22 protein-coding genes are annotated in these 24,817 nt (G+C 59.8%); 7 read left to right on the top strand and 15 right to left on the bottom strand.

All coding sequences use genetic code 11. The features are described from left to right. Nucleotides 1-124 precede the first annotated feature (124 nt). Nucleotides 125-1,585: a membrane-bound lytic murein transglycosylase MltF gene (gene mltF / locus GQ39_RS30355; protein WP_047538134.1), complete on the top strand. Its 1,461-nt coding sequence runs from the start codon at nucleotides 125-127 to the stop codon at nucleotides 1,583-1,585. A gap of 61 nt (nucleotides 1,586-1,646) precedes the next feature. Here the strand turns inward: mltF and pdxJ are convergent, their stop codons facing one another. From pdxJ to lptF, 8 genes are all read right to left on the bottom strand, one after another. Next, on the bottom strand, nucleotides 1,647-2,393 hold the full coding sequence (gene pdxJ / locus GQ39_RS30350) for a pyridoxine 5'-phosphate synthase (protein ID WP_047538133.1): 747 nt from the start codon (nucleotides 2,391-2,393) through the stop codon (nucleotides 1,647-1,649). Between the two features lie 51 nt (nucleotides 2,394-2,444). Continuing rightward, nucleotides 2,445-3,134, bottom strand: a complete 690-nt coding sequence (gene recO, locus GQ39_RS30345; RefSeq protein ID WP_047538132.1) for a DNA repair protein RecO — start codon at nucleotides 3,132-3,134, stop codon at nucleotides 2,445-2,447. Nucleotides 3,135-3,298: 164 nt separating this feature from the next. After that, the gene (gene era, locus GQ39_RS30340) at nucleotides 3,299-4,201 is read right to left on the bottom strand and encodes a GTPase Era (protein WP_047538131.1); all 903 of its coding nucleotides are present in this window, start codon (nucleotides 4,199-4,201) and stop codon (nucleotides 3,299-3,301) included. Further along, complete coding sequence (rnc, locus tag GQ39_RS30335) at nucleotides 4,194-4,883, bottom strand: ribonuclease III (protein WP_008056598.1); 690 nt, start codon at nucleotides 4,881-4,883, stop codon at nucleotides 4,194-4,196. Before rnc ends, era begins: the two co-directional genes overlap by 8 nt. 184 nt (nucleotides 4,884-5,067) lie before the next feature. Beyond that, a complete protein-coding gene (gene lepB / locus GQ39_RS30330; RefSeq protein ID WP_047538129.1) occupies nucleotides 5,068-5,922 on the bottom strand; it encodes a signal peptidase I in 855 nt (284 codons plus the stop codon). A gap of 5 nt (nucleotides 5,923-5,927) precedes the next feature. Beyond that, on the bottom strand, nucleotides 5,928-7,727 hold the full coding sequence (gene lepA / locus GQ39_RS30325; protein WP_047538127.1) for a translation elongation factor 4: 1,800 nt from the start codon (nucleotides 7,725-7,727) through the stop codon (nucleotides 5,928-5,930). Nucleotides 7,728-7,898: 171 nt separating this feature from the next. Then, nucleotides 7,899-8,960: an LPS export ABC transporter permease LptG gene (lptG, locus tag GQ39_RS30320; protein ID WP_047538125.1), complete on the bottom strand. Its 1,062-nt coding sequence runs from the start codon at nucleotides 8,958-8,960 to the stop codon at nucleotides 7,899-7,901. Then, on the bottom strand, nucleotides 8,953-10,071 hold the full coding sequence (gene lptF, locus GQ39_RS30315; RefSeq protein ID WP_047538124.1) for an LPS export ABC transporter permease LptF: 1,119 nt from the start codon (nucleotides 10,069-10,071) through the stop codon (nucleotides 8,953-8,955). Before lptF ends, lptG begins: the two co-directional genes overlap by 8 nt. Before the next feature lie 407 nt (nucleotides 10,072-10,478). Here lptF and GQ39_RS30310 point away from each other — a divergent pair, with 407 nt between their 5' ends. The 5 genes from GQ39_RS30310 to GQ39_RS30290 all read left to right on the top strand — a co-directional run bounded on the left by GQ39_RS30310 (nucleotide 10,479) and on the right by GQ39_RS30290 (nucleotide 15,242). Further along, complete coding sequence (locus GQ39_RS30310; RefSeq protein WP_047538123.1) at nucleotides 10,479-11,969, top strand: leucyl aminopeptidase; 1,491 nt, start codon at nucleotides 10,479-10,481, stop codon at nucleotides 11,967-11,969. A 59-nt stretch (nucleotides 11,970-12,028) separates the two neighbouring features. Then, nucleotides 12,029-12,457: a DNA polymerase III subunit chi gene (locus GQ39_RS30305; RefSeq protein ID WP_047538122.1), complete on the top strand. Its 429-nt coding sequence runs from the start codon at nucleotides 12,029-12,031 to the stop codon at nucleotides 12,455-12,457. Between the two features lie 8 nt (nucleotides 12,458-12,465). Next, nucleotides 12,466-12,855 (top strand): hypothetical protein, encoded by a 390-nt coding sequence (locus tag GQ39_RS30300; protein WP_047538121.1) that lies wholly within the window; start codon nucleotides 12,466-12,468, stop codon nucleotides 12,853-12,855. A gap of 182 nt (nucleotides 12,856-13,037) precedes the next feature. Further along, nucleotides 13,038-14,417 carry an exodeoxyribonuclease VII large subunit gene (xseA, locus tag GQ39_RS30295; RefSeq protein ID WP_047538118.1) on the top strand — a complete coding sequence of 460 codons (1,380 nt, stop codon included), beginning with the start codon at nucleotides 13,038-13,040 and terminating at the stop codon, nucleotides 14,415-14,417. Between the two features lie 3 nt (nucleotides 14,418-14,420). Then, on the top strand, nucleotides 14,421-15,242 hold the full coding sequence (locus GQ39_RS30290; protein WP_047538116.1) for a M23 family metallopeptidase: 822 nt from the start codon (nucleotides 14,421-14,423) through the stop codon (nucleotides 15,240-15,242). Nucleotides 15,243-15,294: 52 nt separating this feature from the next. Here the strand turns inward: GQ39_RS30290 and GQ39_RS30285 are convergent, their stop codons facing one another. After that, complete coding sequence (locus tag GQ39_RS30285) at nucleotides 15,295-15,651, bottom strand: hypothetical protein (RefSeq protein WP_047539337.1); 357 nt, start codon at nucleotides 15,649-15,651, stop codon at nucleotides 15,295-15,297. Between the two features lie 388 nt (nucleotides 15,652-16,039). On the opposite strand from GQ39_RS30285, the gene leuA reads away from it, so the two are divergent. Further along, entirely contained in the window at nucleotides 16,040-17,719 is a 1,680-nt protein-coding gene (gene leuA / locus GQ39_RS30280) for a 2-isopropylmalate synthase (protein WP_047538113.1), read from the top strand. A 202-nt stretch (nucleotides 17,720-17,921) separates the two neighbouring features. Here the strand turns inward: leuA and GQ39_RS30275 are convergent, their stop codons facing one another. From GQ39_RS30275 to hisS, 6 genes are all read right to left on the bottom strand, one after another. Then, nucleotides 17,922-18,713, bottom strand: a complete 792-nt coding sequence (locus GQ39_RS30275) for an amidohydrolase (protein WP_047538111.1) — start codon at nucleotides 18,711-18,713, stop codon at nucleotides 17,922-17,924. Next, nucleotides 18,701-19,849: a pyridoxal phosphate-dependent aminotransferase gene (locus GQ39_RS30270; RefSeq protein ID WP_047539334.1), complete on the bottom strand. Its 1,149-nt coding sequence runs from the start codon at nucleotides 19,847-19,849 to the stop codon at nucleotides 18,701-18,703. The genes GQ39_RS30275 and GQ39_RS30270 overlap by 13 nt, the downstream gene beginning before the upstream one ends. Before the next feature lie 145 nt (nucleotides 19,850-19,994). Then, on the bottom strand, nucleotides 19,995-21,464 hold the full coding sequence (gene der, locus GQ39_RS30265; protein WP_047538108.1) for a ribosome biogenesis GTPase Der: 1,470 nt from the start codon (nucleotides 21,462-21,464) through the stop codon (nucleotides 19,995-19,997). A gap of 215 nt (nucleotides 21,465-21,679) precedes the next feature. Continuing rightward, on the bottom strand, nucleotides 21,680-22,831 hold the full coding sequence (gene bamB, locus GQ39_RS30260; RefSeq protein ID WP_047538105.1) for an outer membrane protein assembly factor BamB: 1,152 nt from the start codon (nucleotides 22,829-22,831) through the stop codon (nucleotides 21,680-21,682). Next, on the bottom strand, nucleotides 22,824-23,465 hold the full coding sequence (locus GQ39_RS30255) for a tetratricopeptide repeat protein (protein ID WP_047538102.1): 642 nt from the start codon (nucleotides 23,463-23,465) through the stop codon (nucleotides 22,824-22,826). Before GQ39_RS30255 ends, bamB begins: the two co-directional genes overlap by 8 nt. Before the next feature lie 41 nt (nucleotides 23,466-23,506). Beyond that, nucleotides 23,507-24,796 carry a histidine--tRNA ligase gene (gene hisS / locus GQ39_RS30250; protein ID WP_047538101.1) on the bottom strand — a complete coding sequence of 430 codons (1,290 nt, stop codon included), beginning with the start codon at nucleotides 24,794-24,796 and terminating at the stop codon, nucleotides 23,507-23,509. Nucleotides 24,797-24,817 lie beyond the last annotated feature (21 nt).

Raw genomic sequence — 24,817 nt, 5'->3', positions numbered from 1 at the left:
TGACGGGTTAAAAATCGGGTTATAGCCCATTCCTGCGGGCTCCAAGTGGGTTTTTCGCCTTCTAGCAGACAAGCCCATTGCTGTCGAGATATGGCGCTCGTGGTCCTTTGCGTATACTGCGCAAATGTTTTTCCCAACGGCTTTGCGTCCGCGGTACGCCAAATGGCTGATCGCAACCGGACTCTTCCTGATGCTCAGTGGCTGTGTTGATAAACCCAACACACTGGAGCGCGTAAAGGAGGATGGCGTGCTGCGGGTGATCACCCGAAACAGCCCCGCCACCTACTTCCAGGATCGCAACGGTGAAACCGGCTTCGAATACGAGCTGGTGAAGCGCTTCGCCGACGATCTGGGGGTCGAACTCAAGATCGAGACCGCCGACAACCTCGACGACCTGTTCAACGAGGTGGGCAAACCAAAAGGCCCGGTATTGGCCGCCGCGGGACTGGTCAGCAGCGAAGCGCGCAAGAAACAGGTGCGATTTTCCCACTCCTATCTGGAAGTGACCCCACAGATCATCTATCGCAACGGTCAGTCGCGCCCTACCGAAGCGAAAGATCTGGTGGGCAAGAAGATCATGGTGCTCAAGGGCAGCACCCACGCCGAACAGCTGGCGCAGCTGAAAAAGCAATTTCCCGGCATTGAATACGAAGAGTCCGACGCCGTTGAAGTCGTCGACCTGTTGCGCATGGTCGATGAGGGGCAAATCGACCTAACCCTCGTGGACTCCAACGAAGTCGCGATGAACCAGGTCTACTTCACCAATATCCGGGTCGCCTTTGACCTCGGTGACGCCAGCAACCAGAGCTGGGCGGTGGCGGCCGGGGATGACAACAGCCTGCTCAACGAGATCAACGCCTACCTCGACAAGGTCAAGAAGAACGGCACCCTGCAACGCCTCAAAGACCGTTATTACGGGCATGTCGACGTCCTTGGCTATATGGGCGCCACCACCTTCGCCCAACACTTGCAGCAACGCTTGCCCAAGTACGAACAGCACTTCAAGGCCTATGCCAAGAAAGAGAAAGTCGACTGGCGCCTGCTGGCGGCCATCGGCTATCAGGAATCGTTGTGGCAACCGGCCGTCACGTCAAAAACCGGCGTGCGGGGCCTGATGATGCTGACCCAGAACACTGCGCAGGCCATGGGCGTGTCCAACCGCCTCGACCCCAAGCAGAGCATCATGGGCGGCGCCAAGTACCTGGCTTACATGAAGGATCAACTGGACGAGTCGATCCAGGAACCGGATCGCACCTGGTTTGCCCTGGCGGCCTACAACGTCGGCAGCGGCCACCTGGATGACGCCCGCAAACTGGCAAAGCGGGAAGGCCTGAATCCGGACAAGTGGCTGGACGTGAAGAAAATGCTGCCGCGGCTGTCCGAGAAGAAGTGGTACAGCAAAACCCGATACGGCTATGCCCGTGGCGGTGAGCCGGTGCATTTCGTGGCCAACATCCGCCGCTATTACGACATCCTGACTTGGGTCACGCAGCCGCAACTTGAAGGCGATCAAGTGGCCGAGGGCAAGTTGCTCGTGCCGGGGATCGACAAGACCAAGCCGGCTCCGGAACCGGCACCGCTTTAACAGGCCCATCCAACAATGGTGGGAGCGAGCCTGCTCGCTCCCACAGGGTTTTGTGGTGTTCTCAGGCTTTTGCGGCCGCCGCCAGAATCAGCGCCTTCATCTCCGAAACAGCCGACTTGAAGCCAACGAACAACGCATGGGCCACCAGCGCATGGCCGATGTTCAGCTCGTTGATACCTTTGATTGCCGCAACGGCTTCGACGTTGTGGTAATGCAGGCCATGGCCGGCGTTGACGATCAGGCCCTGGGCCAGACCAAACGCCACGCCATCGGCAACCCGCTTGAGTTCTTCAGCCACCTCGGCAGGCGTCTCGGCATCGGCGTAACGCCCGGTGTGCAGCTCGATGGCCGGCGCGCCCACACGACGGGACGCCTCGATCTGACGCTCATCGGCATCGATGAACAGCGACACTTCCGAGCCGATCTTCGACAGGCGCTCCACCGCCGCCTTGATACGGGCTTCTTGCCCAGCCACGTCCAGACCACCTTCCGTCGTCAGCTCCTGTCGGGTTTCCGGCACCAGGCAAATGTGCGCCGGGCGAATCCGCTCGGCGAACGCCATCATTTCTTCGGTGACGCCCATCTCGAAGTTCATGCGGGTCTGCAGCACGTCCTTGAGCAGCAACACATCGCGCTCCTGAATGTGACGACGGTCTTCACGCAAGTGCACGGTAATGCCATCGGCGCCCGCCTCTTCCGCATCCAGTGCTGCCTTCACCGGGTCCGGGTAGCGGGTACCCCGAGCCTGACGCAAGGTGGCAACGTGGTCGATATTCACGCCAAGAAGAATGCGGGTGCTGGTGGTCACGGAAGCGCTCCAGAAGAAGAGAAAGTTCGGTGCACAGCATACATGGGGAATTTACGGTTTTCGAAACAACTCTCGGGAAACCAGCGGCCGACCGCCCAAATGAACGGCCAGCGCCTGCCGCATCAAGCGCTTGGCCGCCGACAAGGCACCCGGCGCGCTCCAGTCAGCATCGGCCATGGCCAGCAATTCCGTGCCATTGAACAGGCCCGGTTGCAACAGATAGACCCGCTCCAGTCCCGCATCCACTTGCAAGCGATAAAGGCCGTCCGGCGCGATGGGGGCGTCGTGGATGTCAGTGATCAGAGAAAAGCCGTAACCGAGGTCATCGAGCAACCGCCATTCGAATGAGCGCAGCAGCGGTTCCAGCGGACGACCTTCAGCCAGGGCCAGCAGGGTGGCGGCGTAATGATCGAATACGGCGGGATGCGGATCTTCGGCGGGCAGCAGGCGAATCAGCAACTCATTGAGATAAAGGCCGCTGAACAGGGCTTCTCCATTGAGCCAGGTGGAAACGCCGGCGCTTTCCATGCGCCCCACGTTTTTGAGCTCGCCACGCCCCCGAAACTCCACTTCCAGTGGAACGAATGGCCGTGCCAGCGTCCCGGCCTTGCCTCGCGCACTGCGCAATACAGCCCGCAGCCGACCTTGCGGCGTGAGGAAGTCCACCAGCGCACTGCTTTCGCGGTAGGCGCGGGAGTGGAGGACGTAGGCGGGTTGGCCAATTGGCTGGGTTGCGGACATGGATGTCTCACTGAAGGCATGCCGTTTTGAAATCAACACAAACCAATGTGGGAGCGGGCTTGCCCGCGATGGCGGATTCACCTTCAACATCTCTGCTGAATGTTACATCCTCATCGCGGGCAAGCCCGCTCCCACAAGGTTCTACGGTGTAGTGCAAGCCTGATTTACAGGTCGCCGTAACCCAGCGAACGCAAGGCGCGTTCGTCGTCGGACCAGCCGCCCTTCACCTTGACCCAAAGGTTGAGCATGATCTTGGAGTCGAACAGCAGCTCCATGTCCTTGCGCGCCTCGGTGCCGATACGCTTGATGCGCTCGCCCTTGTCGCCAATGATGATTTTCTTCTGGCCGTCACGCTCGACGAGGATCAACGCGTGAATGTGCAGGGTTTTCCCCTGCTGCTTGAACTCTTCGATTTCGACGGTGATCTGGTATGGCAGCTCGGCACCCATCTGGCGCATGATTTTTTCGCGAACCAGTTCAGCGGCAAGGAAACGGCTGCTGCGGTCGGTGATCTGGTCTTCCGGGAAGAAGTGATCGTTTTCCGGCAGATGCCCGGCAATCACCCGCTCCAGCGCGTCGAGGTTGTGCCCGTGCTGGGCCGAGATCGGGATGATCTGCGCGTTCGGCAACTGTTCCTGCAACCAGGACAGGTGCGGCATCAGCTCCGCCTTGTCTTCGATGCGGTCAGTCTTGTTCAGCGCCACGATCAGCGGGCCGGTCACGTATTGCACGCGCTCAAGGACCATCTGGTCTTCTTCGGTCCACTTGGTGCGGTCGACCACGAAAATCACCACGTCGACGTCTTTCAACGCCGCCGATGCGGTCTTGTTCATGTAGCGGTTCAGGGCCTTCTCGCCACCCTTGTGCATGCCAGGGGTGTCGACATAGATGGCCTGCACATCGCCTTCGGTCTTGATACCGAGCATGTTGTGACGAGTGGTTTGCGGCTTGCGCGAGGTGATCGCCAGTTTCTGACCAAGGATGTGGTTCAGCAACGTGGATTTGCCCACGTTCGGACGGCCGACGATGGCAACATAGCCACAGCGCGTTGCGGTTGTATCAGTCATTGCCATTCTCCACACCCAGGGCAATCAGTGCTGCGGCGGCCGCTACCTGTTCGGCAATGCGACGGCTCACACCCTGACCTCGGCTTTTTTCATTCAGTAAGGTGATTTCGCATTCGACGAAGAACGTCCGGCAATGCGGCTCACCCTGGATATCCACCACTTCGTAACGCGGCAGCTCGCAACCACGGGACTGCAGAAACTCCTGCAGGCGGGTTTTTGGATCCTTGTTGGTGTCGACCAGTGTCAGGCCTTCGAACTCGCCGGCCAGCCAGGCCAGCACGCGTTCGCGCGCCACTTCCATGCCGGCATCGAGGTAGATCGCACCAATGAGCGCTTCCAGGGCATCGGCCAGAATCGACTCGCGACGGAAACCGCCGCTCTTCAATTCGCCGGAGCCCAGGCGCAGATATTCGCCCAGATCGAAACCACGGGCCAGTACGGCCAGGGTCTCACCCTTCACCAGACGGGCACGCAAACGCGACAACTGGCCTTCGCGGGCCAGCGGGAAGCGATCGAACAATGCCTCGCCAGCCACGAAGTTGAGAATGGCATCACCGAGGAACTCCAGGCGCTCGTTGTTGCGCCCGGCAAAGCTGCGGTGAGTCAGGGCCAGGACCATCAGTTCCTGATCCTTGAAGGTGTAGCCGAGCTGACGCTCGAGACGGCTTAAAGAGACGCTCACGGTTTACCCACGCTGAGTTCGTGGTTGGATTCCACCGCCATCGCCGGGGTTCGGCGCAGGCTTGGGACAATTAACGCTGTGTTCAAAAATAACGTCCTGAATATCGTTGTTTTCATGCTGCCGGCGTCGATTGTGTCGACTCCAGAAATGCATTCGGCGCTGTGTTCAACAGCGCCGTGTTTGATTACTTGATCAGGCCAACCCGCGAGAAATTCGGCAGGTGACTGAGTTTGGGTTCCGGCCAGCTCATCCAGACTGCAAAGGCCTTGCCGACGATATTCTTGTCGGGAACCATGCCCAGCAGATCCTTGGGAATGTTCGGATCATCCCAGTAACGACTGTCGTTCGAATTGTCGCGGTTGTCGCCCATCATGAAGTAGTGCCCGGCAGGTACGGTCCATGAACGGTCCGGCGTAGCACGGTAACGACTCATTTCCTTGCGGATCAGGTGCTCGGCGGCGCCGAGTTTTTCCTTGTAGAGCTCGGCGCTCCCCAAGGTGCCCGGCTCGGAGCCGACCAGTTGCTCAGCGATCGATTCACCGTTGACGAACAGGCGCTTGTCAACGGTGTAACGAACCTGATCACCCGGCAGACCGACTACACGCTTGATGTAGTTGACGTTTGGATCGCTCGGATAGCGGAACACCATCACATCGCCGCGTTGTGGCTCACCGACTTCGATGACTTTCTTGTCGATCACCGGCAAGCGGATCCCGTAGGAAAACTTGCTCACCAGGATGAAATCGCCGACGTCCAGGGTCGGTTTCATCGAGCCGGAAGGGATCTGGAACGGTTCCACCAGGAACGAACGCAGCACCAGCACGATGAACAACACCGGGAAGAACGACTTGCCGTATTCGACCAGCAGCGGTTCTTTGTTCAGCTTCTCGACCACCATCACATCAGGCTGGCTCACGCTGCCCTGATAGGAGGCAATGGCGGCACGCCGACGCGGCGCCAGGAAAAGCAGATCGAGCAACGCCAACAAGCCGCAGACGAATACGGCGATGACCAGCAACAGCGGGAAATTTAGTGACATAGGACCTAACTATCCAACCTGAGCACTGCAAGGAAGGCTTCTTGTGGAATTTCCACGTTACCGACCTGCTTCATGCGTTTTTTACCGGCCTTTTGCTTTTCCAGCAGTTTTTTCTTACGGCTAACGTCACCGCCGTAGCATTTGGCCAATACGTTCTTTCTGAGTGCCTTGACGGTTGTCCGCGCCACAATCTGACCACCAATGGCGGCCTGGATTGCCACGTCGAACATCTGCCGCGGAATCAGCTCTTTCATCTTCTCGGTCAACTGGCGACCTTTGTAGTGCGCATTGTCCTTGTGCACGATCAGCGCCAGGGCGTCGACCTTGTCGCCGTTGATCAGCACATCCAGTTTCACCAGATTAGCCGATTGGTAACGGTCGAAATGGTAATCCAGCGAAGCATAGCCGCGACTGGTGGACTTCAGGCGGTCGAAGAAGTCCAGGACCACTTCGTTCATCGGCAGGTCGTAGGTCACCTGGACCTGGGTACCGAGGAACAGCATGTCATGCTGAATGCCGCGTTTCTCGATGCACAGGGTAATGACGTTGCCCAGGTGCTCCTGCGGCACAAGAATATTGGCCCGCACGATCGGCTCGCGCATGTCTTCGATGGAAGACAGGTCCGGCAGCTTCGACGGGTTATCGACGTAGATCGTTTCGCCGGACTTGAGCAGCAGCTCGAAAATTACCGTCGGCGCGGTGGTGATCAGGTCCAGGTCGTATTCGCGCTCCAGGCGCTCCTGGATGATTTCCATGTGCAGCATGCCGAGGAAACCGCAACGGAAACCGAAGCCCAGGGCATCGGAGCTTTCCGGGGTGTATTGCAGCGACGAGTCGTTCAGCGTGAGCTTTTGCAGCGCCTCGCGGAAGTCTTCGAAATCGTCGGAGCTGACCGGGAACAGACCGGCATACACCTGAGGCTGAATGCGTTTGAAACCTGGCAGCACATCGACGTCCGGCGTCGAGCTCAAGGTCAGGGTGTCACCCACTGGCGCACCGTGAATGTCCTTGATGCCGGCGATGATGAAGCCCACTTCACCGGCTTTCAGGTCAACGGTAGCGGTGTGTTTGGGATTGAAGACACCGACGCTGTCCACCAGGTGGATCTTGCCGGTGGACTTGACCAGAATCTTGTCGCCTTTCTTCACACGGCCATGGCGTACGCGCACCAGGGACACAACGCCCAGGTAGTTGTCGAACCAGGAGTCGATGATCAACGCTTGCAGCGGATCTTCGATGTTGCCGGTTGGCGCCGGAATGGTGGTGACCAGGCGCTCGAGCACTTCATCGACGCCCAGACCGGTCTTGGCACTGCAAGTGACCGCGTCGGTGGCATCGATGCCGATGATTTTTTCGATTTCTTCTTTAACGCGGTCCGGATCGGCCTGTGGCAGGTCGATCTTGTTCAGCACCGGCATCACTTCCAGGCCCTGCTCGATCGCCGTGTAGCAGTTGGCTACCGACTGTGCCTCAACACCCTGACCGGCATCGACCACCAGCAACGCGCCTTCACAGGCCGCCAGCGAGCGGCTGACTTCGTAGGTGAAGTCAACGTGGCCGGGGGTATCAATGAAGTTCAATTGATAGGTGATGCCATCACGGGCCTTGTAATACAGGGTAACGCTATGCGCCTTGATGGTGATGCCGCGTTCACGCTCAAGGTCCATGGAGTCGAGGACCTGCGCTTCCATTTCACGCTCGGCCAGGCCGCCGCACATCTGGATGAAGCGATCGGCCAGCGTCGACTTGCCATGGTCAATGTGGGCGATGATGGAGAAATTGCGGATATGACTCAAATCACTCACGGATCAACACTCAAAAAGGCTGCAGGCATAGCCCGCCGAAAAATAGCCGGGAATTGTACCTGATCCACGGCGCTAGCGTCACGTTCGCAGGTCAGACGGCCAGTACAAAAACGCCCCGGTCTTGCGACAGGGGCGTTTTTTATGACCAAAGAAGCCGGGAACGCCCCGCCATCAACCGGCGCGACGCAACAACCACAGCCCGGCCAGGGCGCAGGTACCGGCCGGCACCAGCACCGCAAACAGCGGCGAGAAACCGAACACCAGGCTCGAAGGGCCCAGCAAATCCTGGGCAATGCGGAAAGTGAACCCCACCAGCACGCCGGTAAACACCCGCTGACCAAGGGTCACCGAACGCAACGGGCCGAAAATGAAGGAAATCGCCATCAGCACCAGCGCGGCAGTGACCAACGGTTGCAACACCTTGACCCAAAATGCCAGCCAGTAACGACCATTGTTCAAGCCCTGGTCCGCCAGATAGTGGATATACCCCCACAGACCGCTGATCGACAACGACTCGGGTGTCATCACCACGGTATTGAGCAATTGCGGGCTCAATGCCACGTCCCAGCGCTCCACAGGGGCAGTCACCACCTCAGAGCTTTTATCGTGGAACAGCGTGGTGGTGATATCGGTCAGCTGCCAGTGCTCCTTGTCGAAGTCTGCGCGCTTGGCGAAGCTGGCCGACAACATATGCCGCTCGGCGTCAAAGCGATAACGGGTCACACCGTACAAAATGCCATTGGGCTGAACGGAGTTGATGTGGATGAACTCATCGCCCTGACGGTGCCACATGCCGTGCTTGGCACTTTGCGCGTCACCACTGCCCTGGGCCAGCGAACGATTGGCTTGCGCGAGGTTTTCACTGGCGGGGGCGACATACTCGCCGATCAGCACGCCGGCAAGCATCAGCACCAGCATGGGCTTCATGACCGCCCAGACGATTCGGCCGATCGACACGCCGGCCGCGCGCATGATGGTCAACTCGCTGTTGCTGGCCAGGCTGCCGAGGCCGATCAGGCAACCGATCAGCGCCGCCATCGGCAACATGTCGTAAAGACGGCGCGGTGCAGTCAGCAGTACATAACTCGCGACATCGGCCAGGGTGTAGGTATCACTGATCTCGCCCATTTCATCGATGAACGCAAACAACGTTGCCAGCCCAAGGATGATTCCCAGCACAGCCAGGATCGCAATGAGCACGCTGCTACCAATGTAGCGGTCGAGCTTAACCACGGGCCACCTCCAGCGCGCTGCGGCGACTCGCCATCTTCAAGCGCAGGGGTTCCCAGTAAAGCAGGCCCAGGCCGATGACCAGGAAGATGGCATGCACCCACCACAAGCCCAACGCCACCGGGATCTTGCCCTTGTCGAGGGCGCCGCGTGCGGCAATCAGCAGGGTCAGGTAAGCCATATAAAGAAGAATCGCCGGCAACAGTTTGAGGAAGCGCCCCTGGCGCGGATTGACTCGCGACAGCGGCACCGCCATCAGGGTCACGATGAAGACCAGCAAGGGCAAGGACAGGCGCCACTCAAGTTCGGCGCGCATACGCAAGTCATCGCTATGGATCAAGACACTGGTGCTCAGCGCATCACGGTCGGTGACTTCGTCGCTGACATCCGGCTTGGGCAGCAATACACCGTACTCGTCGTACTTGATCGCACGATAGTCGGCCTGCCCCGGATTACCGTCGTAACGGTAGCCATTGTCGAGGATCAGGTAACGATTGCCATCAGGCTTGATTTCCTGCCGGCCCTTTTCGGCCACCAGGACGGAAATCCCGCGATCTTTCCCGTCGGATGAGGCGTTCTTTTGCGAAATGAATACGCCGCCAAGGTTGATCCGATCTGCCGACAACTGCTCGGTGTAAGTCACTCGCGTACCGTCGCGCAACGCCTGAAAGCGCCCCGGCTCCAGGGTATCGAACTCGGTCAGGGCATCTTGTTTGTTCAGCAGCAGCTGGAACTGATTGGCACCTTGTGGCGCCAGGCTCAGGCTCAGCCACGCCACGATCAGCGCCACCAGCGTGGCCGGAAAAAGGGTCATGACAAACAGACGCTGCTGGCTCATGCCGGTCGCCGAAAGCACGGTCATCTCGCTTTCCAGATACAGCCGGCCATACGCCAGCAGAATCCCCAGGAACAGCCCCAAGGGCAGGATCAGCTGCAGGAATCCCGGCAGGCGGAAGCCCATGATCAGAAACAGTGAACCCGGATCCAGAAGGCCCGAAGCGGCCTGGGCGAGGTATTTGATGAAGCGTCCACTCATGATGATGACCAGCAGCACGGCGCTGACGGCGCTCAAGGTCAACAAGACTTCGCGGGATAGGTAACGGAAGACGATCAAACCAGACACTCCAGGATTGTCAGGCGAAGGCAGCCAAACAAACAAACATATCAGGCAACCCGCAGGGCAGAGCCGCCGAAAAAGATGGCGCATTATCCTGTGATTGGGTGCGCCTGTCACTGCGCAATGCATGGAAGCGCCTGTAGGACCGAGCGTGCTCGCGAAGGGCGACGTCCATCTCTCGCGAAGCCTGAAACCCCGCCGCGGCCTCAAGTTCTTCGCGAGCAGGCTCGCTCCGACAATCGTACAACCGAGGGTTGTCAGGCGCCGCTAGCGAGGTTCAAACTGCGGCCTTCGTCGCCGGTCGGTACTGGCGCCTTTCTATTACTTTCTATTTAGATGCAGGCAGGCGACGCACATTCGGTGTCGAGCGCTTGCGAGTTGACCATCAATTCAGGGACCCGGACATGGAACTGGTTGTAAAGAGCGTTAACCCGGAAACGTTGAAAACCGCCACGTTGGTGGTCGCCGTCGGTGAAGGCCGCAAACTCGGCGTCGCCGCCAAACAACTCGACGAACTCAGCGGCGGTGCGATCAGCGCCGTGCTCAAGCGTGGCGACCTGGCCGGCAAGGTCGGGCAGAGCCTGCTGCTGCACAGCCTGCCCAACCTCAAGGCCGAGCGCGTGCTGCTGGTGGGCGTGGGTAAAGATGAAGAACTGGGCGACCGCCCGTTCCGCAAAATCATCGCCGGCGTACTCAATACCCTCAAAGGCCTGGCCGGCAGTGATGCGGTCCTGGCCCTGGACGAAATCGTGGTCAAGGGCCGCGACAGCTACGGCAAGACCCGCCTGCTGGCCGAAACCCTGGTGGACGGTGAATACCAGTTCGATCAGTTCAAGAGCCAGAAAGCCGAACCACGCGCCCTGAAGAAAGTCACCCTGCTGACCATCAAGGCCGCCCAGGCTGAAGTGCAACGCGCCGTGACCCACGCCACCGCCATTGCCAACGGCATGGCCTTCACTCGCGACCTGGGCAACTTGCCGCCAAACATCTGCCACCCGACGTTCCTCGGTGAACAAGCGAAAAACCTCGGAAAAGAGTTCAAGGACCTGAAAGTCGAAGTCTTCGACGAGAAGAAGATCAAGGCACTGGGCATGGGCTCGTTCTATGCCGTTGGCCAGGGCAGCGCCCAACCGCCGCGCCTGATCGTCATGCAATACAACGGCGGCAAGAAATCCGAGAAGCCCTACGCCCTGGTCGGCAAAGGCATCACCTTCGACACCGGCGGTATCAGCCTCAAGCCAGGCGCCGGCATGGACGAAATGAAATACGACATGGGCGGCTCTGCCAGCGTGTTCGGCACCCTGCGTGCCGTGCTCGAGCTGAAATTGCCAATCAACCTGGTGTGCATCCTGGCATGCGCCGAGAACATGCCGAGCGGCAACGCTTCTCGCCCGGGCGACATCGTCACCACCATGAGCGGCCAGACCGTGGAAATCCTCAACACCGACGCCGAAGGCCGTCTGGTGCTGTGCGATGCCCTGACCTACTCCGAGCGCTTCAAGCCGCAAGCCGTCATCGACATCGCCACCCTGACCGGTGCCTGCGTGGTTGCCCTGGGCTCCCACACCTCGGGCCTGCTGGGCAACAACGATGAACTGATCGGCCAACTGCTCAGCGCCGGCAAGGCTGCCGACGACCGCGCCTGGCAACTGCCGCTGTTCGATGAGTACCAGGAGCAACTCGACAGCCCGTTCGCCGACATCGCCAACATCGGCGGCCCGAAAGCCGGCACCATCACCGCAGCCTGCTTCCTGTCGCGCTTCACCAAAAACCTGAACTGGGCGCACCTGGACATCGCCGGCACTGCCTGGACCAGCGGCGGCAAGGACAAGGGCGCCACTGGCCGTCCGGTTCCCCTGTTGACCCAATACCTGCTGGACCGCGCCAAAGCCTGAAACCGATGATCCCGGGCGGCGTTGCTTGCCAGTGACGCCGCCCCGGCTCAGGAACCGCAATGACCAAAGTCGACTTCTATATCCTGCCCAGCGCCGATCCTTCGGCACGCCTGGATTTCGCCTGCAAGCTCACTGAGAAAGCCTGGCGCATGGGGCACCGCATCTACCTGCATTGCAGCGACGCCTCCCAACGCGACGATCTCGACGCACGCTTATGGGCGTTCAAAGGCGAGAGTTTCGTGCCCCACGGCCCTGCCGAAAGCGAACCGGACAGCCTGATCGTCCTGGGTCTTGGCGAAGACTGCGGTCAGCACCAGGATCTGCTGGTCAATCTCGACCTGAAAGTGCCGGCCTTTGCCCAGCGCTTTGCCCGCGTGGCAGAAGTGGTGGTGGAAGACCCGGTGATACGCCAGGCCGCGCGGGAGAGTTTCCGTTTCTACCGCGAACAGGGCTATCCTCTGCAAGATCACCGTTTACAGCGACTCTGAGCATTCCGATGGACACTCCAAAACCGCTGCAAAAGTCCGTGCACCTGCTGGACGACCTTGAGTCGATCCGCCAACTGCTCGGCGATGACAACCTGCAACCACCGCTGCTGACCGACACGGTCGAAGAAGGTGAACAGGAACAGATTCCGATGCTGTTCGATACCGTCAGCGCCCCCGCGCCGACCGTCGAACCGAAAGCGCCCGCGCCAGCCGCCGAGCCGGCACCGAGCGCCAGCAAGGGCGCCGACGCCCTGCTGTACCTCGACAGCGAACTGCGTGCCGCCGCGCAATTGATCATGCAGGACGTGATCGACGACTTCGCGCCGCACATCGAAACCGAAATCAAACGCCGCTTGAATGCGCGGATGGAACGGTTGCTGAGCCAGTACAACGATTGAACAACCTGCGCCAAGCGCGCCTGTGTGGAAGCGTGCCTGCTCGCGATGGCGTCTTGATTTTCACCGACGATATCGCCTGCCGGACTGCTTTCGCGAGCCAGCTCACTCCACAAACAGCCTCCAACAACTGATTTGTGCGGGGTCATAGAGATTGGTCACCGAATGCCTTTATCATGCGCCCCATGATTAAAGATCCCTTTGCAAGACTTGGCCTGGACCGTGAAGTCCTGACCGTCAGCCAGCTCAACGGCCGTGCACGGGTGTTGCTCGAAGACGTGTTCAGCAACATCTGGGTCGAAGGCGAAATCTCCAACCTGGCCCGTCCGGCATCCGGCCACGTGTACTTCACGCTCAAGGACAGCGGCGCCCAGGTGCGTTGCGCACTGTTCCGGCAGAACGCTGCGCGAGTGCGACAAGCATTGAAGGATGGCCTGGCGGTCAAGGTACGCGGCAAGGTCTCGCTGTTCGAGGGGCGCGGGGACTACCAACTGATCCTCGACACCGTGGAACCTGCGGGCGATGGCGCGTTGCGGCTGGCCTTCGATGCACTGAAGGAAAAACTCAGCGCCGAAGGCCTGTTCAGTGCCGAGCGCAAGGTACCGCTGCCGGCCCATCCACAACGGATCGGCATCATCAGTTCACCCACCGGCGCGGTGATCCGCGACATCATCAGCGTGTTCCGCCGTCGCGCACCTCAGATACAACTGACGCTGATCCCTACGGCCGTTCAGGGCCGCGAAGCCACCGCGCAAATTGTTCGCGCGCTGAAACTGGCCGATGCCCGCGGCTTCGACGCCTTGATCCTGGCCCGAGGTGGCGGCTCGCTGGAAGACCTCTGGTGCTTCAACGAAGAAGCAGTGGCCCGCGCGGTCGATGCCTGCGTAACGCCGATCGTCAGCGCCGTCGGCCATGAAACCGATGTGTCGATCAGTGACTTCGTCGCCGACGTTCGCGCCCCGACCCCATCCGCCGCCGCTGAATTGCTCGCACCGGACTCCAGCGATCTGGTCCGCCGGGTCGAAAGCCTGCACCGACGGTTGGTGATGCGCATGCGCGACCGTTTGATGCGCGACCGCCTGCGTCTGGAAGGGATCTCCCGGCGACTGCGCCATCCGGGTGAGCGCCTGCGCCAGCAAGCGCAACGCCTGGATGATCTGGACATGCGCATGCGCCGCGCCTTTGAACGCAGCCTCAACACTCGCCGTGAACGGCTGATCCGCCTGGAAACCCGCCTGGCCGGGCAACATCCCGGTCGGCAACTGGCGTTGTTGCGCCAGCGCCTCGACAGTCTCGCCGAACGCCTGCCCCGCGCCATCCGCGAGGGGCTGAAAAACCGTCGCCTGCAGTTGCAAAGCCAAATGCAGACACTGCATGTGGTCAGCCCCCTGGCGACGCTGGGCCGCGGTTACAGCATTTTGCTCGACGAGCGCGGCAACGCGATTCGCAACGCCGCGCAAACCCATAACGGTCAACGTCTGAAAGCCAAACTGGGCGAAGGCGAACTGCAAGTGCGGGTTGAAGACAATCACCTGACGCCTGTCACCCTTTCATTACTGGATTGATCCATGCCGCGCCTTTTAGCTTCTCTGCTATTGATGTGCCTGACCCTGAACGCCCACGCCGACAGCTATATCACCCGCCTGTTGAACAAACCGGTGCCGGGCGGCGTCGCGGTGGTGGATCTGGGCACCTCAGCGCAAGCGCCGAAAGCCAGCTATCAGGGCAAACCGGTACTGGTGGTCAAGGAGCAGAACAATTGGCTGGCCATCGTCGGCGTACCGCTGACTGTTAAACCGGGCGCCCAGTCCATCAGCAGCGGCGGCCGTACGCTGAGCTTCACCGTGGGCCAGAAAAAATACCCGGAACAACGCATCACCTTGAAGAACACGCAGCAGGTCAACCCTGACCCGGAGAATCTCAAGCGCATAGAACGCGAGCTGGCAGAGCAGATTGCCGCCTATCGCACGTTCAGCCCGAATACCCCCAGCAACCTGCTGTTGGACAAACCGGTCAACGGGCCGCTGTCGAGCAAGTTCGGGGTGCGCCGTTTTTTCAATGGTGAAGAGCGCAATCCCCACGCAGGCCTGGACTTCGCGGTGCCGGCTGGTACACCGATCAAAACCCCGGCCGCTGGCAAGGTGATTCTGATCGGCAATTACTTCTTCAACGGCAACACCGTGTTTGTCGACCATGGCCAAGGCTTCATCAGCATGTTCTGCCACATGTCGAAAATCGATGTGAAGGTCGGTCAGCCATTGGCGCGTGGTGATGTGGTCGGCAAGGTCGGCTCGACCGGTCGGGCGACCGGGCCGCATATGCACTGGAACGTCAGCCTGAACGACGCGCGGGTAGATCCGGCAATTTTCATCGGGGCGTTTCAGCCTTAAGCTGGCAGCGGTGCAGCCGGTCCGCTCGCGATGACGGCATCACCGGCGCCGCTTACTCAGCGTCCAGGTCCTCTATCCCGTGGGCTTCCCGGTCGGCCAGGCAGTGCTTGATCCATTCCCGGGTTTCCTCCGAGAACCCGGTCAGCTCTTCAGCCGTGACCAGCTCACGGGCGCATAGCCCGAGCAAGTGAGAACGCGCTTCATGCCGCGAAAACCTGAACACCCCAAACGCCCAGTACAACTCCTTTTGACCGGCCTGGAGCAATTCCTCGCTCGCCTCTATCCGCTCATAAGGTGAGAGGTTTTTATCCAGCACTGTCTTTTCGACATCCGCCATGATCCGCACGCACATCCGCTCATGGGCGACCGGACGCAGCACGCAATAGAGCTTCCAATCGGACTCGTTCATCGCCGACTCCTGCTTGTCAGTCGAGGCCATAAGCATAGCTGCACGGGCACGGCCCGATGCCAAAATCCTCGATTGCGCATCACTCAAACCCTGCGCAAGCAACTGAACAAACAGCACCATTCAGCACAATAAAATCTCGATAAATACATAGACACGAGTATTCCTCTCAATTTTTTTCGACTGCTTGCCATCTTTCTCCCCCGCGGTTAGGGTTGAAGGCATGAAAACTCCTCACACCCTCATTCAGCTTCGCCAGCACCGCAGCCTGTGCCTTGTCAGTGCACGACTGCCGGGCTGATCGCGGTGCCTCGTCTCACGCCTTACCCCCAAAATATTTGATCCACCGGCTGGCCGCCTTTTTTCGGCCCACACAATAAGGATTACTCCAATGAGCATGCTCAAAGACCCGTCTTCGAAATACCGCGCGTTCCCGACCATCGACATCCCGGACCGTACCTGGCCGTCGAAAACCATCACTGCCGCGCCGATCTGGTGCAGTTCCGACCTGCGTGACGGCAACCAGTCGCTGATCGAGCCGATGGACGCCGTCAAGAAGCTGCGCTTCTGGAAAACCCTGGTGCAGGTGGGCGTGAAAGAAATCGAAGCATCGTTCCCGGCCGCTTCGCAAACCGACTTCGACTTCGTGCGCACCCTGATCGAAGGCAACCACATCCCGGACGACACCACCATCCAGGTGCTGACCCAGGGCCGTGAAGACCTGATCGAGCGAACCTTCGAATCCCTGCGCGGGGCGAAGAAAGCCATCGTTCACCTGTACAACGCGACCTCCCCTTCCTTCCGCCGGATTGTCTTCAATCAGGACAAGGACGGAGTCAAGGCCATCGCCGTGAACGCCGCCAAGCTGTTCGTCAAATACGCGGCCATGCAGCCGGACACCGAGTGGACCTTCGAATACTCGCCAGAAACCTTCAGCGCCACCGAACTGGAGTTCGCCAAGGAAGTCTGCGACGCGGTGATCGAAGTCTGGAACCCGACGCCCGAGCACAAGATGATCCTCAATCTGCCGGCCACCGTGGAATGCGCGACCCCGAATATCTATGCCGACCAGATCGAATGGTTCGGCCGTCACATCAACCGTCGTGACAGCGTGATCATCAGCCTGCACACCCACAACGACCGTGGCACCGGCGTGGCCGCCACCGAACTGGGCCTGATGGCCGGCGCCGACCGCGTCGAAGGCTGCCTGTTCGGCAACGGCGAGCGCACCGGTAACGTTGACCTGGTGACCGTCGCCCTGAACATGTACACCCAGGGTCTGGACCCTCAACTGGACTTCTCCGACATCGATGGCGTGCGCAAAGTCGTCGAAGAATGCAACCAGATCCAGGTGCACCCACGTCACCCGTACGTCGGCGACCTGGTCCACACGGCGTTCTCCGGCTCCCACCAGGATGCCATCCGCAAGGGCTTCGCCCAGCAGAAACCGGACGCCCTGTGGGAAGTACCGTACTTGCCGATCGACCCGGCCGACATCGGCCGCAGCTACGAAGCGGTTATCCGCGTCAACAGCCAGTCGGGCAAGGGCGGTATCGCCTACCTGCTGGAACAGGAATACGGCATCAGCCTGCCGCGTCGCATGCAGATCGAGTTCAGCCAGGTCGTGCAGCGTGAGACCGATCGCCTGGGCCTGGAAATGACGGCCCAGCAAATCCACGCCCTGCTGCACAGCGAGTACTTGCAAGCCAATACCCCGTACGCGCTGGTTAGCCATCGCCTGCAGGAAGAAAACGGCCACAGCGCCGTCGAAGTGGAAGTCGCGAGCCAAGGCCAGGGCGAAACCAACCTGCATTGGCGCGGCAAGGGCAATGGCGCCCTGGAAGCCCTGGTGGCCGGTTTGCCAGTACCCGTGGAAATCATGGACTACAACGAACACGCCATCGGCGCGGGCACCAATGCCAAGGCAGCCGCCTACATTGAACTGCGGGTGAATGGCGAGCGTGCGGTGCATGGCGTCGGCATCGACGAAAACATCACCACCGCCAGCTTCAAGGCCCTGTTCAGCGCGCTGAACCGCTCCCTGAGCCAGCCGGAAGCGAAAGCGGCGTAAGCCTACGCTGTCATGTAAAAGGCCCCGGGGTGCGAACCTCGGGGCCTTTTTTTGCCTGCTGGTTTTGTGCTGTCTGAACCGGCCCCTTCGCGGGCAAGCCCGCTCCCACAGTTGACCGTTGTGAACTCAAATTTTGATTACACCCACATACCCTGTGGGAGCGGGCTTGCCCGCGAAGAGGCCAGGTCAGGCGACGACGAACTCAGGTGAACTCGAAAGTATCCGCATCCAGATTCGCCGGAAACCGCGTGCGATACGCCGCCAGTTCCGCCGCATCCAGTACCACCTTGAACACCCCGTCAGCCTCACCGGCACTGAGCAGTGTCTCACCCTGGAAATCCAGCACCTGGCTGTCACCGGTATACGCGAAGCCTTTGCCGTCCGTACCGACACGGTTCACCGCCGCCACGTAGCACAGGTTTTCGATGGCCCGCGCCGGAAGCAAGCGGTTCCAGTGCTGGCGTCGTGCACCCGGCCAGTTGGCGGTGTATAGCAACAGGTCAGTGTCCTGGGCATCGCGGCTCCACACCGGGAAGCGCAGGTCGTAGCAAATCAACGGCCGCACGCGCCAGCCCTTGAGTTCGAACTGCACCTGACGCTCGCCGGGGGTGTAGTGGTGATGCTCGCCCGCCATGCGGAACAGGTGGCGCTTGTCATAGTGCAACACCTCACCGTCCGGCCGCGCCCACAACAGACGATTGCGATGGCTGCCATCGGCCGCATGAATGATGACGCTGCCCGTGATCACCGCGTCGAACTTAGCCGCCTGAGCCCGCAGCCATTTGCTGGTGGGGCCGTTTTCCGCTTCAGCGAGGGTCTCGGATTCCATCGAGAATCCGGTGGTGAACATCTCTGGCAGGATAATCAGGTCAGCGCCTTGGGCCTGTTCCAGTAACGATTCGAAATGCTCCAGGTTGGCCTTGCGGTCATGCCAGGCCAGGGAAGTCTGGATCAGTGCGATGTTCAGATTCGCAAGCACACTCAGATCACGCATAGTTTTTCCGCTGCTTCACGCAGGGTCTCCTCACGTTTGGCAAAGCACAGTCGCACCAGGCGCTGGCCTTCGGGTGGCGTCTGGTAGAACACCGAGATCGGAATACTTGCCACGCCATGCTCGCGAGTCATCCACAGGGCCATTTCGACGTCATTGAGGTCCGGGCGGATCTGCGAGTAATCGACCAGCTGGAAATAAGTGCCGGTCACCCGGGTGAAACTGAAACGCGACGGTTCGAGCAAATCGCAGAACAAATCACGCTTGGCCTGATAGAAACCCGGCAGTTCTTCGATGTGCTCCGGATGCTCGGCCATGTAATCGGCCAAGGCGTATTGCAGTGGCGTAACACCGCAGAAACTGACGTACTGATGCACCTTGCGCAGCTCTGCAGTCAGGACCGGCGGCGCGACGACATAACCGGTTTTCCAGCCGGTGACGTGATAAGTCTTGCCGAAGGAACTGACCACGAATGCACGCTGATACAGCTCTTCATGGGCCAGCACGCTGACGTGTGGCACGCCGTCGTACACAAGGTGTTCGTAGACCTCGTCGCTGACGAGGTAGATGTCGCGATCACGGATCAACGCCGCCAACTGATCCAGCTCGGCGCGGCTGATCAAGGCACCGCTGGGGTTGTGCGGGGTATTGAGAATGATCATTCGCGTACGCGGGCTCAGCGCAGCGGCGAGCTTGTCGAAGTCGATGCTGAAATCGTTCAGCCCCAACTGTACGTGAACACAACGGCCACCCGCCAACTCAACCGAAGGCTCGTAACTGTCATACGCCGGATCGAACACGATGACTTCGTCACCGCTGTGGATAACCGCCTGGATGGCGCAGAAAATGGCCTGGGTCGCGCCGGGAGTGACGGTCACTTCGCTATCGACATCCACCTGAACGCCATAGCTGCGAGCAATTTTGGCAGCAATCTGCTGACGCAGCACCGGCAGGCCCGTCATTGGCGAATACTGGTTGTGGCCATTGGCAATATGCCGACCAACCGCGTCGCACAGGGCTCGTGGAGCATCGAAATCGGGAAAACCCTGGGACAGGTTGAGCGCCCCGGTCTGCGCCGCGAGCTGAGACATCTGAGTGAAAATAGTGATGCCGACATTCGGCAGCTTACTGGTGATCATCGGTGGGCCCCTGCAGGTGAGCTGCAAGTTTCAAGCGACAAGCCGCAAGCGGTCAAGCCTCAAACCATCAGGCACAAAAAAGGGCCCTTAACAGGCCCCTTTTTGGTTTTGACTTGAAGCTTGCAGCGTGTAACTCAGGGCTGCCTTAGCGCTTGTCGCGGCGCTTCTTGTCGGCTTTCTTGTGGTGCGACATCAAACGACGCTTCTTGTTGACCTGACGGTCGGTGAGCGAGTTCTTGTTACCTTCGTACGGGTTCTCGCCGCCCTTGAACTCGATGCGGATCGGCGTACCGACCAGCTTGAGCACACGACGGTAAGTGTTTTCCAGGTAACGGACGTAGGACTTCGGCACCTTTTCGATCTGGTTACCGTGAATCACGATGATCGGCGGGTTCGCGCCACCCAGGTGGGCATAACGCAGCTTGATCCGACGGTTGTTTACCATCGGTGGCGCATGCTCACCGACCGCGTCTTCCAGAATCTGGGTCAGGCGGTTGGTTGGCCAGCGGGTGACCGCAGACTTGAACGAGTTCTGTACCGACGCGTAGAGGTTGCCCACGCCGGTGCCGTGCAGCGCCGAGATGAAGTGGATGTCGGCGTAGTCAACGAAGAACAGTCGACGTTGCAACTCGACCTTCACGAAGTCGCGTTCGCTCGGGGTCATGCCGTCCCACTTGTTGATCGCGATGACCAGTGCACGACCCGACTCAATGGCGAAGCCCAGCAGGTTGAGGTCGTGATCGACCACGCCCTCACGGGCGTCCATCACGAAGATCACCACGTTGGCGTCTTTGATCGCTTGCAGGGTTTTGACCACGGAGAACTTTTCGACTTCTTCGTGGATCTTGCCGCGCTTGCGCACACCGGCGGTGTCGATCAGCGTGTACTTCTCGTCGTTACGCTCGAACGGGATGTAGATACTGTCGCGAGTGGTGCCGGGCTGGTCATAGACAATGACCCGGTCTTCACCGAGCATGCGGTTGACCAAGGTCGACTTGCCCACGTTCGGGCGACCGATGATCGCGATCTTGATCCCGTCTTTTTCGCTCGGACCAGGAATGCGCTTGGCTTCTTCGCCCTCGGCGACTTCCTCTTCCTCGCCTTCTTCCGGCTCTTCTTCGTCTTTCGGGAATTCGCTCAGGGCGATTTCCAGCATCTGGGTGATGCCTCGGCCGTGAGCTCCCGCGATTGGAATCGCGTGGCCCATGCCCAACGGAGCGAATTCGGCGCGGGCCATTTCAGGGTCGATGTTGTCGACCTTGTTGGCAACCACGTAGGAACGCTTGTTACGTTTGCGCAAATGCTCGGCGATCATCTGGTCGGCGGCGGTAAAACCGGCCTTGGCATCTACCAGAAACAACACAACATCCGCTTCTTCGATGGCCAGCAGCGACTGCTCGGCCATTTTTTCGTCCATACCATGCTCGTCACCGGAGATACCGCCGGTGTCGACCAGAATGTAGGAACGCCCTTGCCACTTGGCCTCACCGTATTGGCGATCACGGGTCAGACCGGACAAGTCGCCGACAATGGCGTCGCGAGTCCTGGTCAGGCGGTTGAACAAGGTGGACTTGCCGACGTTCGGTCGGCCCACCAGGGCGATTACGGGAACCATGCGGCTCTCCACTTCGTTATTTCAGAAAATACAAAAGCCGCTGCGAGGCAGCGGCTGGTGCTCGGGGCAATCACTGTAGGAGCGGACTGTTCGCGAAAAACGCAAAAAAACCGCGTTTTTCAGACAGCAAACGTAATCGTTGACGTCCATCGCGAGCAGGCTCGCTCCTACAAGTGAAGCAGCCTGGGGGGTTAACCCCAAGCATAGTCAAACCTTTACTTAATGGTCAGGGCTTCCAGTTTGCCGCTGTTGCCATACACATAAATCGTGTCACCCACCACCAGCGGACGGGCACGCAGGCCGTCGCTGTCGATGCGCTCGCGGCCGACAAAACGACCGTCCACCTGACTCAGCAGGTGCAGGTAACCTTCCAGGTCACCGACTGCAACGTAGCTGGAGAACACTTCCGGAGCCGACAGTTGACGGCGGGCCAGCGAATCGTTGCTCCACAAAGCTGTGGTGGAACGCTCGTCGACGCCTTCAACGGTGCCCGAAGACAGGCTCACGTAGACGCTGCCGAAACCCTGGGCGACACCGGCGTAGCTGGAAGCATCACGCTGCCATAGCTGGCGACCGCTTTGCAGGTCCAGTGCCGCAACGCGACCCTGGTAGCTCGCGACATAAACCGTCTCGCCAGACAACAGCAAGCCGCCGTCGATGTCGACCACGCGCTCCAGCTCCGAACGGCCTTGCGGGATCGCTACACGCTGCTCCCAAACCGGCACGCCGTTGGAAATGTCGAGAGCGACCACTTTACCGGTCGACAGACCAGCCACCGCGAGGCGGTTGGTCACGATCGGAGCACTGGTGCCACGCAGGGTCAGTACCGCCGGGGTGCTGTCATACAACCAGCGCTGGCTGCCGGTTGTGGCATCCAGACCGATCAGACGGTCGTCCTGAGTCTGGACCACAACCACATCACCGTTGTTGGCCGGCGGTGCGAGCACTTCGCTGGACACGCGAGCGCGCCATTTCTCTTCGCCGTTGATGGCGTCCAGGGCAACGATTTCACCCTTGAGCGTACCGATCGTCAGCAGACCGTAACCCACGCCAACAGCGCCGGAAACAGGCAGTTCGAGATCTTTCTTCCATTTGACGTCGCCGGTGTGGCGATCCATCGCAATCACTACACCAGTGACATCGGCGGCATAAATGGTATCGCCATCGATCGCCGGAACCAGCATGTTGTAGGTTTCGCCCTGACCGTCACCGATCGAACGGCTCCACTGCTTTTTCAGAACCACTTCTTCTTTAAAGTCGGTCAATTCGGCCGGTGGCAATTCTTTCTTGCTGTTGCTGCTGCAACCCGCGGCCAACAAGGCCAGAGCCAGCAATGCTGCATGTTTCCAACGGATCACGTCACGCATCCCCTTTGGCCAGGTCGTCCAGCTTGATTTGTAGGCCACCGACCGCCGCTTCATCCGACAGTGCCGCCTTGGCTTTTTGATATGCCGCGTACGCTTCATCGGTACGACCCAACTGCACCAGCAAGTCGCCCTTGAGTTCTTCACGAGTGGCCAGGAACGCTTTGTCGGCATCGCCTTCAAGCAGTTTCAGGGCTTCATCGGTCTTGTTCTGCGCGGCCAGCACCTGAGCCAGGCGCTGACGGGCGATTTCGCCCAGTGCCGGATTGGCCGGTTTGGCAACGATGGCTTTCAGTTCGGTGGCTGCGTCATCCAGCTTGCCGCTGTCGACGGCGACTTTCGCCACGAACAGGCTGCCGTACTGCGCGTAAGCGCTACCGCCGAATTCACTGTTGAGCTTGCCAGCCAGGTCCGAGACACGGGCCGCATCAGGCTTGCCGTCAGGCGTCAGCGTGGTTTCCAGCAATTGCTGATAGAGCATTGAGGCGCCTTGCGACTGATTGCTCTGATACTTGTGAAAGGCTTGCCAGCCGAACACGATGACCAGCGCCAACAGGCCACCAGTAACCAGGGGCTTGCCGTTGCGTGACCACCAGTCCTTCAAATCCGCCAGCTGTTCGTCTTCGGTACTCGACACCCCAATACTCCTTAATCGCTAAATCGGCTGTTTAGACAGCTTCAACCCTGCACGATGCAGGTGGCCAGGTGTGCAGCAAGCGCATCCCAGGCAATGCTTTGTTGTTCGCCCTGGCCACGCAGGGGTTTGAAACCTACCACTTGCTGGGCCATCTCGTCGTCACCGAGGATCAGTGCATACAGCGCACCGCTCTTGTCGGCTTTCTTGAACTGGCTTTTAAAGCTGCCGGCACCGGCATTCACTTGCAGGCGCAGGTTGGGCAACTGATCACGCACCCGCTCGCTCAACGCCAGGCCAGCCAGCTCGGCGGCTTCACCGAAGGCGCAGAGGTAGACGTCGACCTGGCGGGAGATCTCTTCCGGAATCTGCTCCAGGGTTTCCAGCAACAAGACCAGACGCTCGATGCCCATTGCAAAACCAACGCCCGCAGTCGGCTTGCCGCCCATCTGCTCGACCAGGCCGTCGTAACGACCACCCGCACACACGGTGCCCTGGGCGCCGAGTTTGTCGGTGACCCATTCGAAAACGGTCTTGCTGTAGTAATCCAGCCCGCGAACCAGCTTCGGGTTGATCACGTAAGGAATGCCGGCGGCGTCCAGGCGAGCCTTCAGGCCCTCGAAGTGCACGCGGGACTCTTCGTCCAGGTAGTCGGCCATTTTCGGCGCATCGACCAGAATCGCTTGTGTCTCGGCGTTCTTGGTATCGAGCACGCGCAGCGGGTTGGTCTTGAGGCGACGCTGGCTGTCTTCGTCCAGCTTGTCCAGGTGAGCGGACAGGAACTCGACCAGTGCTTCGCGATAACGCCCACGGGACTCGCTGGTGCCCAGGCTGTTGAGCTCGAGCTTGACCGCGTCACGGATACCCAGCTTGCCCCACAGGCGCCAGGTGAGCACGATCAGTTCGGCATCGATGTCCGGACCATCGAGGTTGAACACCTCGACGCCAATCTGGTGGAACTGACGATAACGGCCTTTCTGCGGACGCTCGTGGCGGAACATCGGACCGATGTACCACAGCTTCTGCACCTGGCCACCACCGGTGATGCCGTGCTCGAGCACTGCACGCACACAGGCTGCCGTGCCTTCCGGACGCAGCGTCAGGGAGTCGCCGTTACGGTCGTCGAAGGTGTACATCTCTTTTTCGACAATGTCGGTCACTTCACCGATGGAGCGTTTGAACAGCTCGGTGAACTCGACGATCGGCATGCGGATCTGCTTGTAGCCGTAGTTATCCAGCAGACGCGAAACGGTGCCCTCGAAGTGACGCCACAGAGGGGTCTGTTCGGGCAGGATGTCGTTCATGCCACGAATGGCTTGCAGAGACTTGCTCACATTAAATCCTTAAATTCCGTT

This window comes from Pseudomonas sp. 11/12A (assembly GCF_000800055.1).
GTDB classification, from domain to species: domain Bacteria; phylum Pseudomonadota; class Gammaproteobacteria; order Pseudomonadales; family Pseudomonadaceae; genus Aquipseudomonas; species Aquipseudomonas mohnii.
The sequence above is the reverse complement of the archived record's forward strand: the minus strand, read 5'-3'. Positions and strand labels throughout refer to the sequence as shown.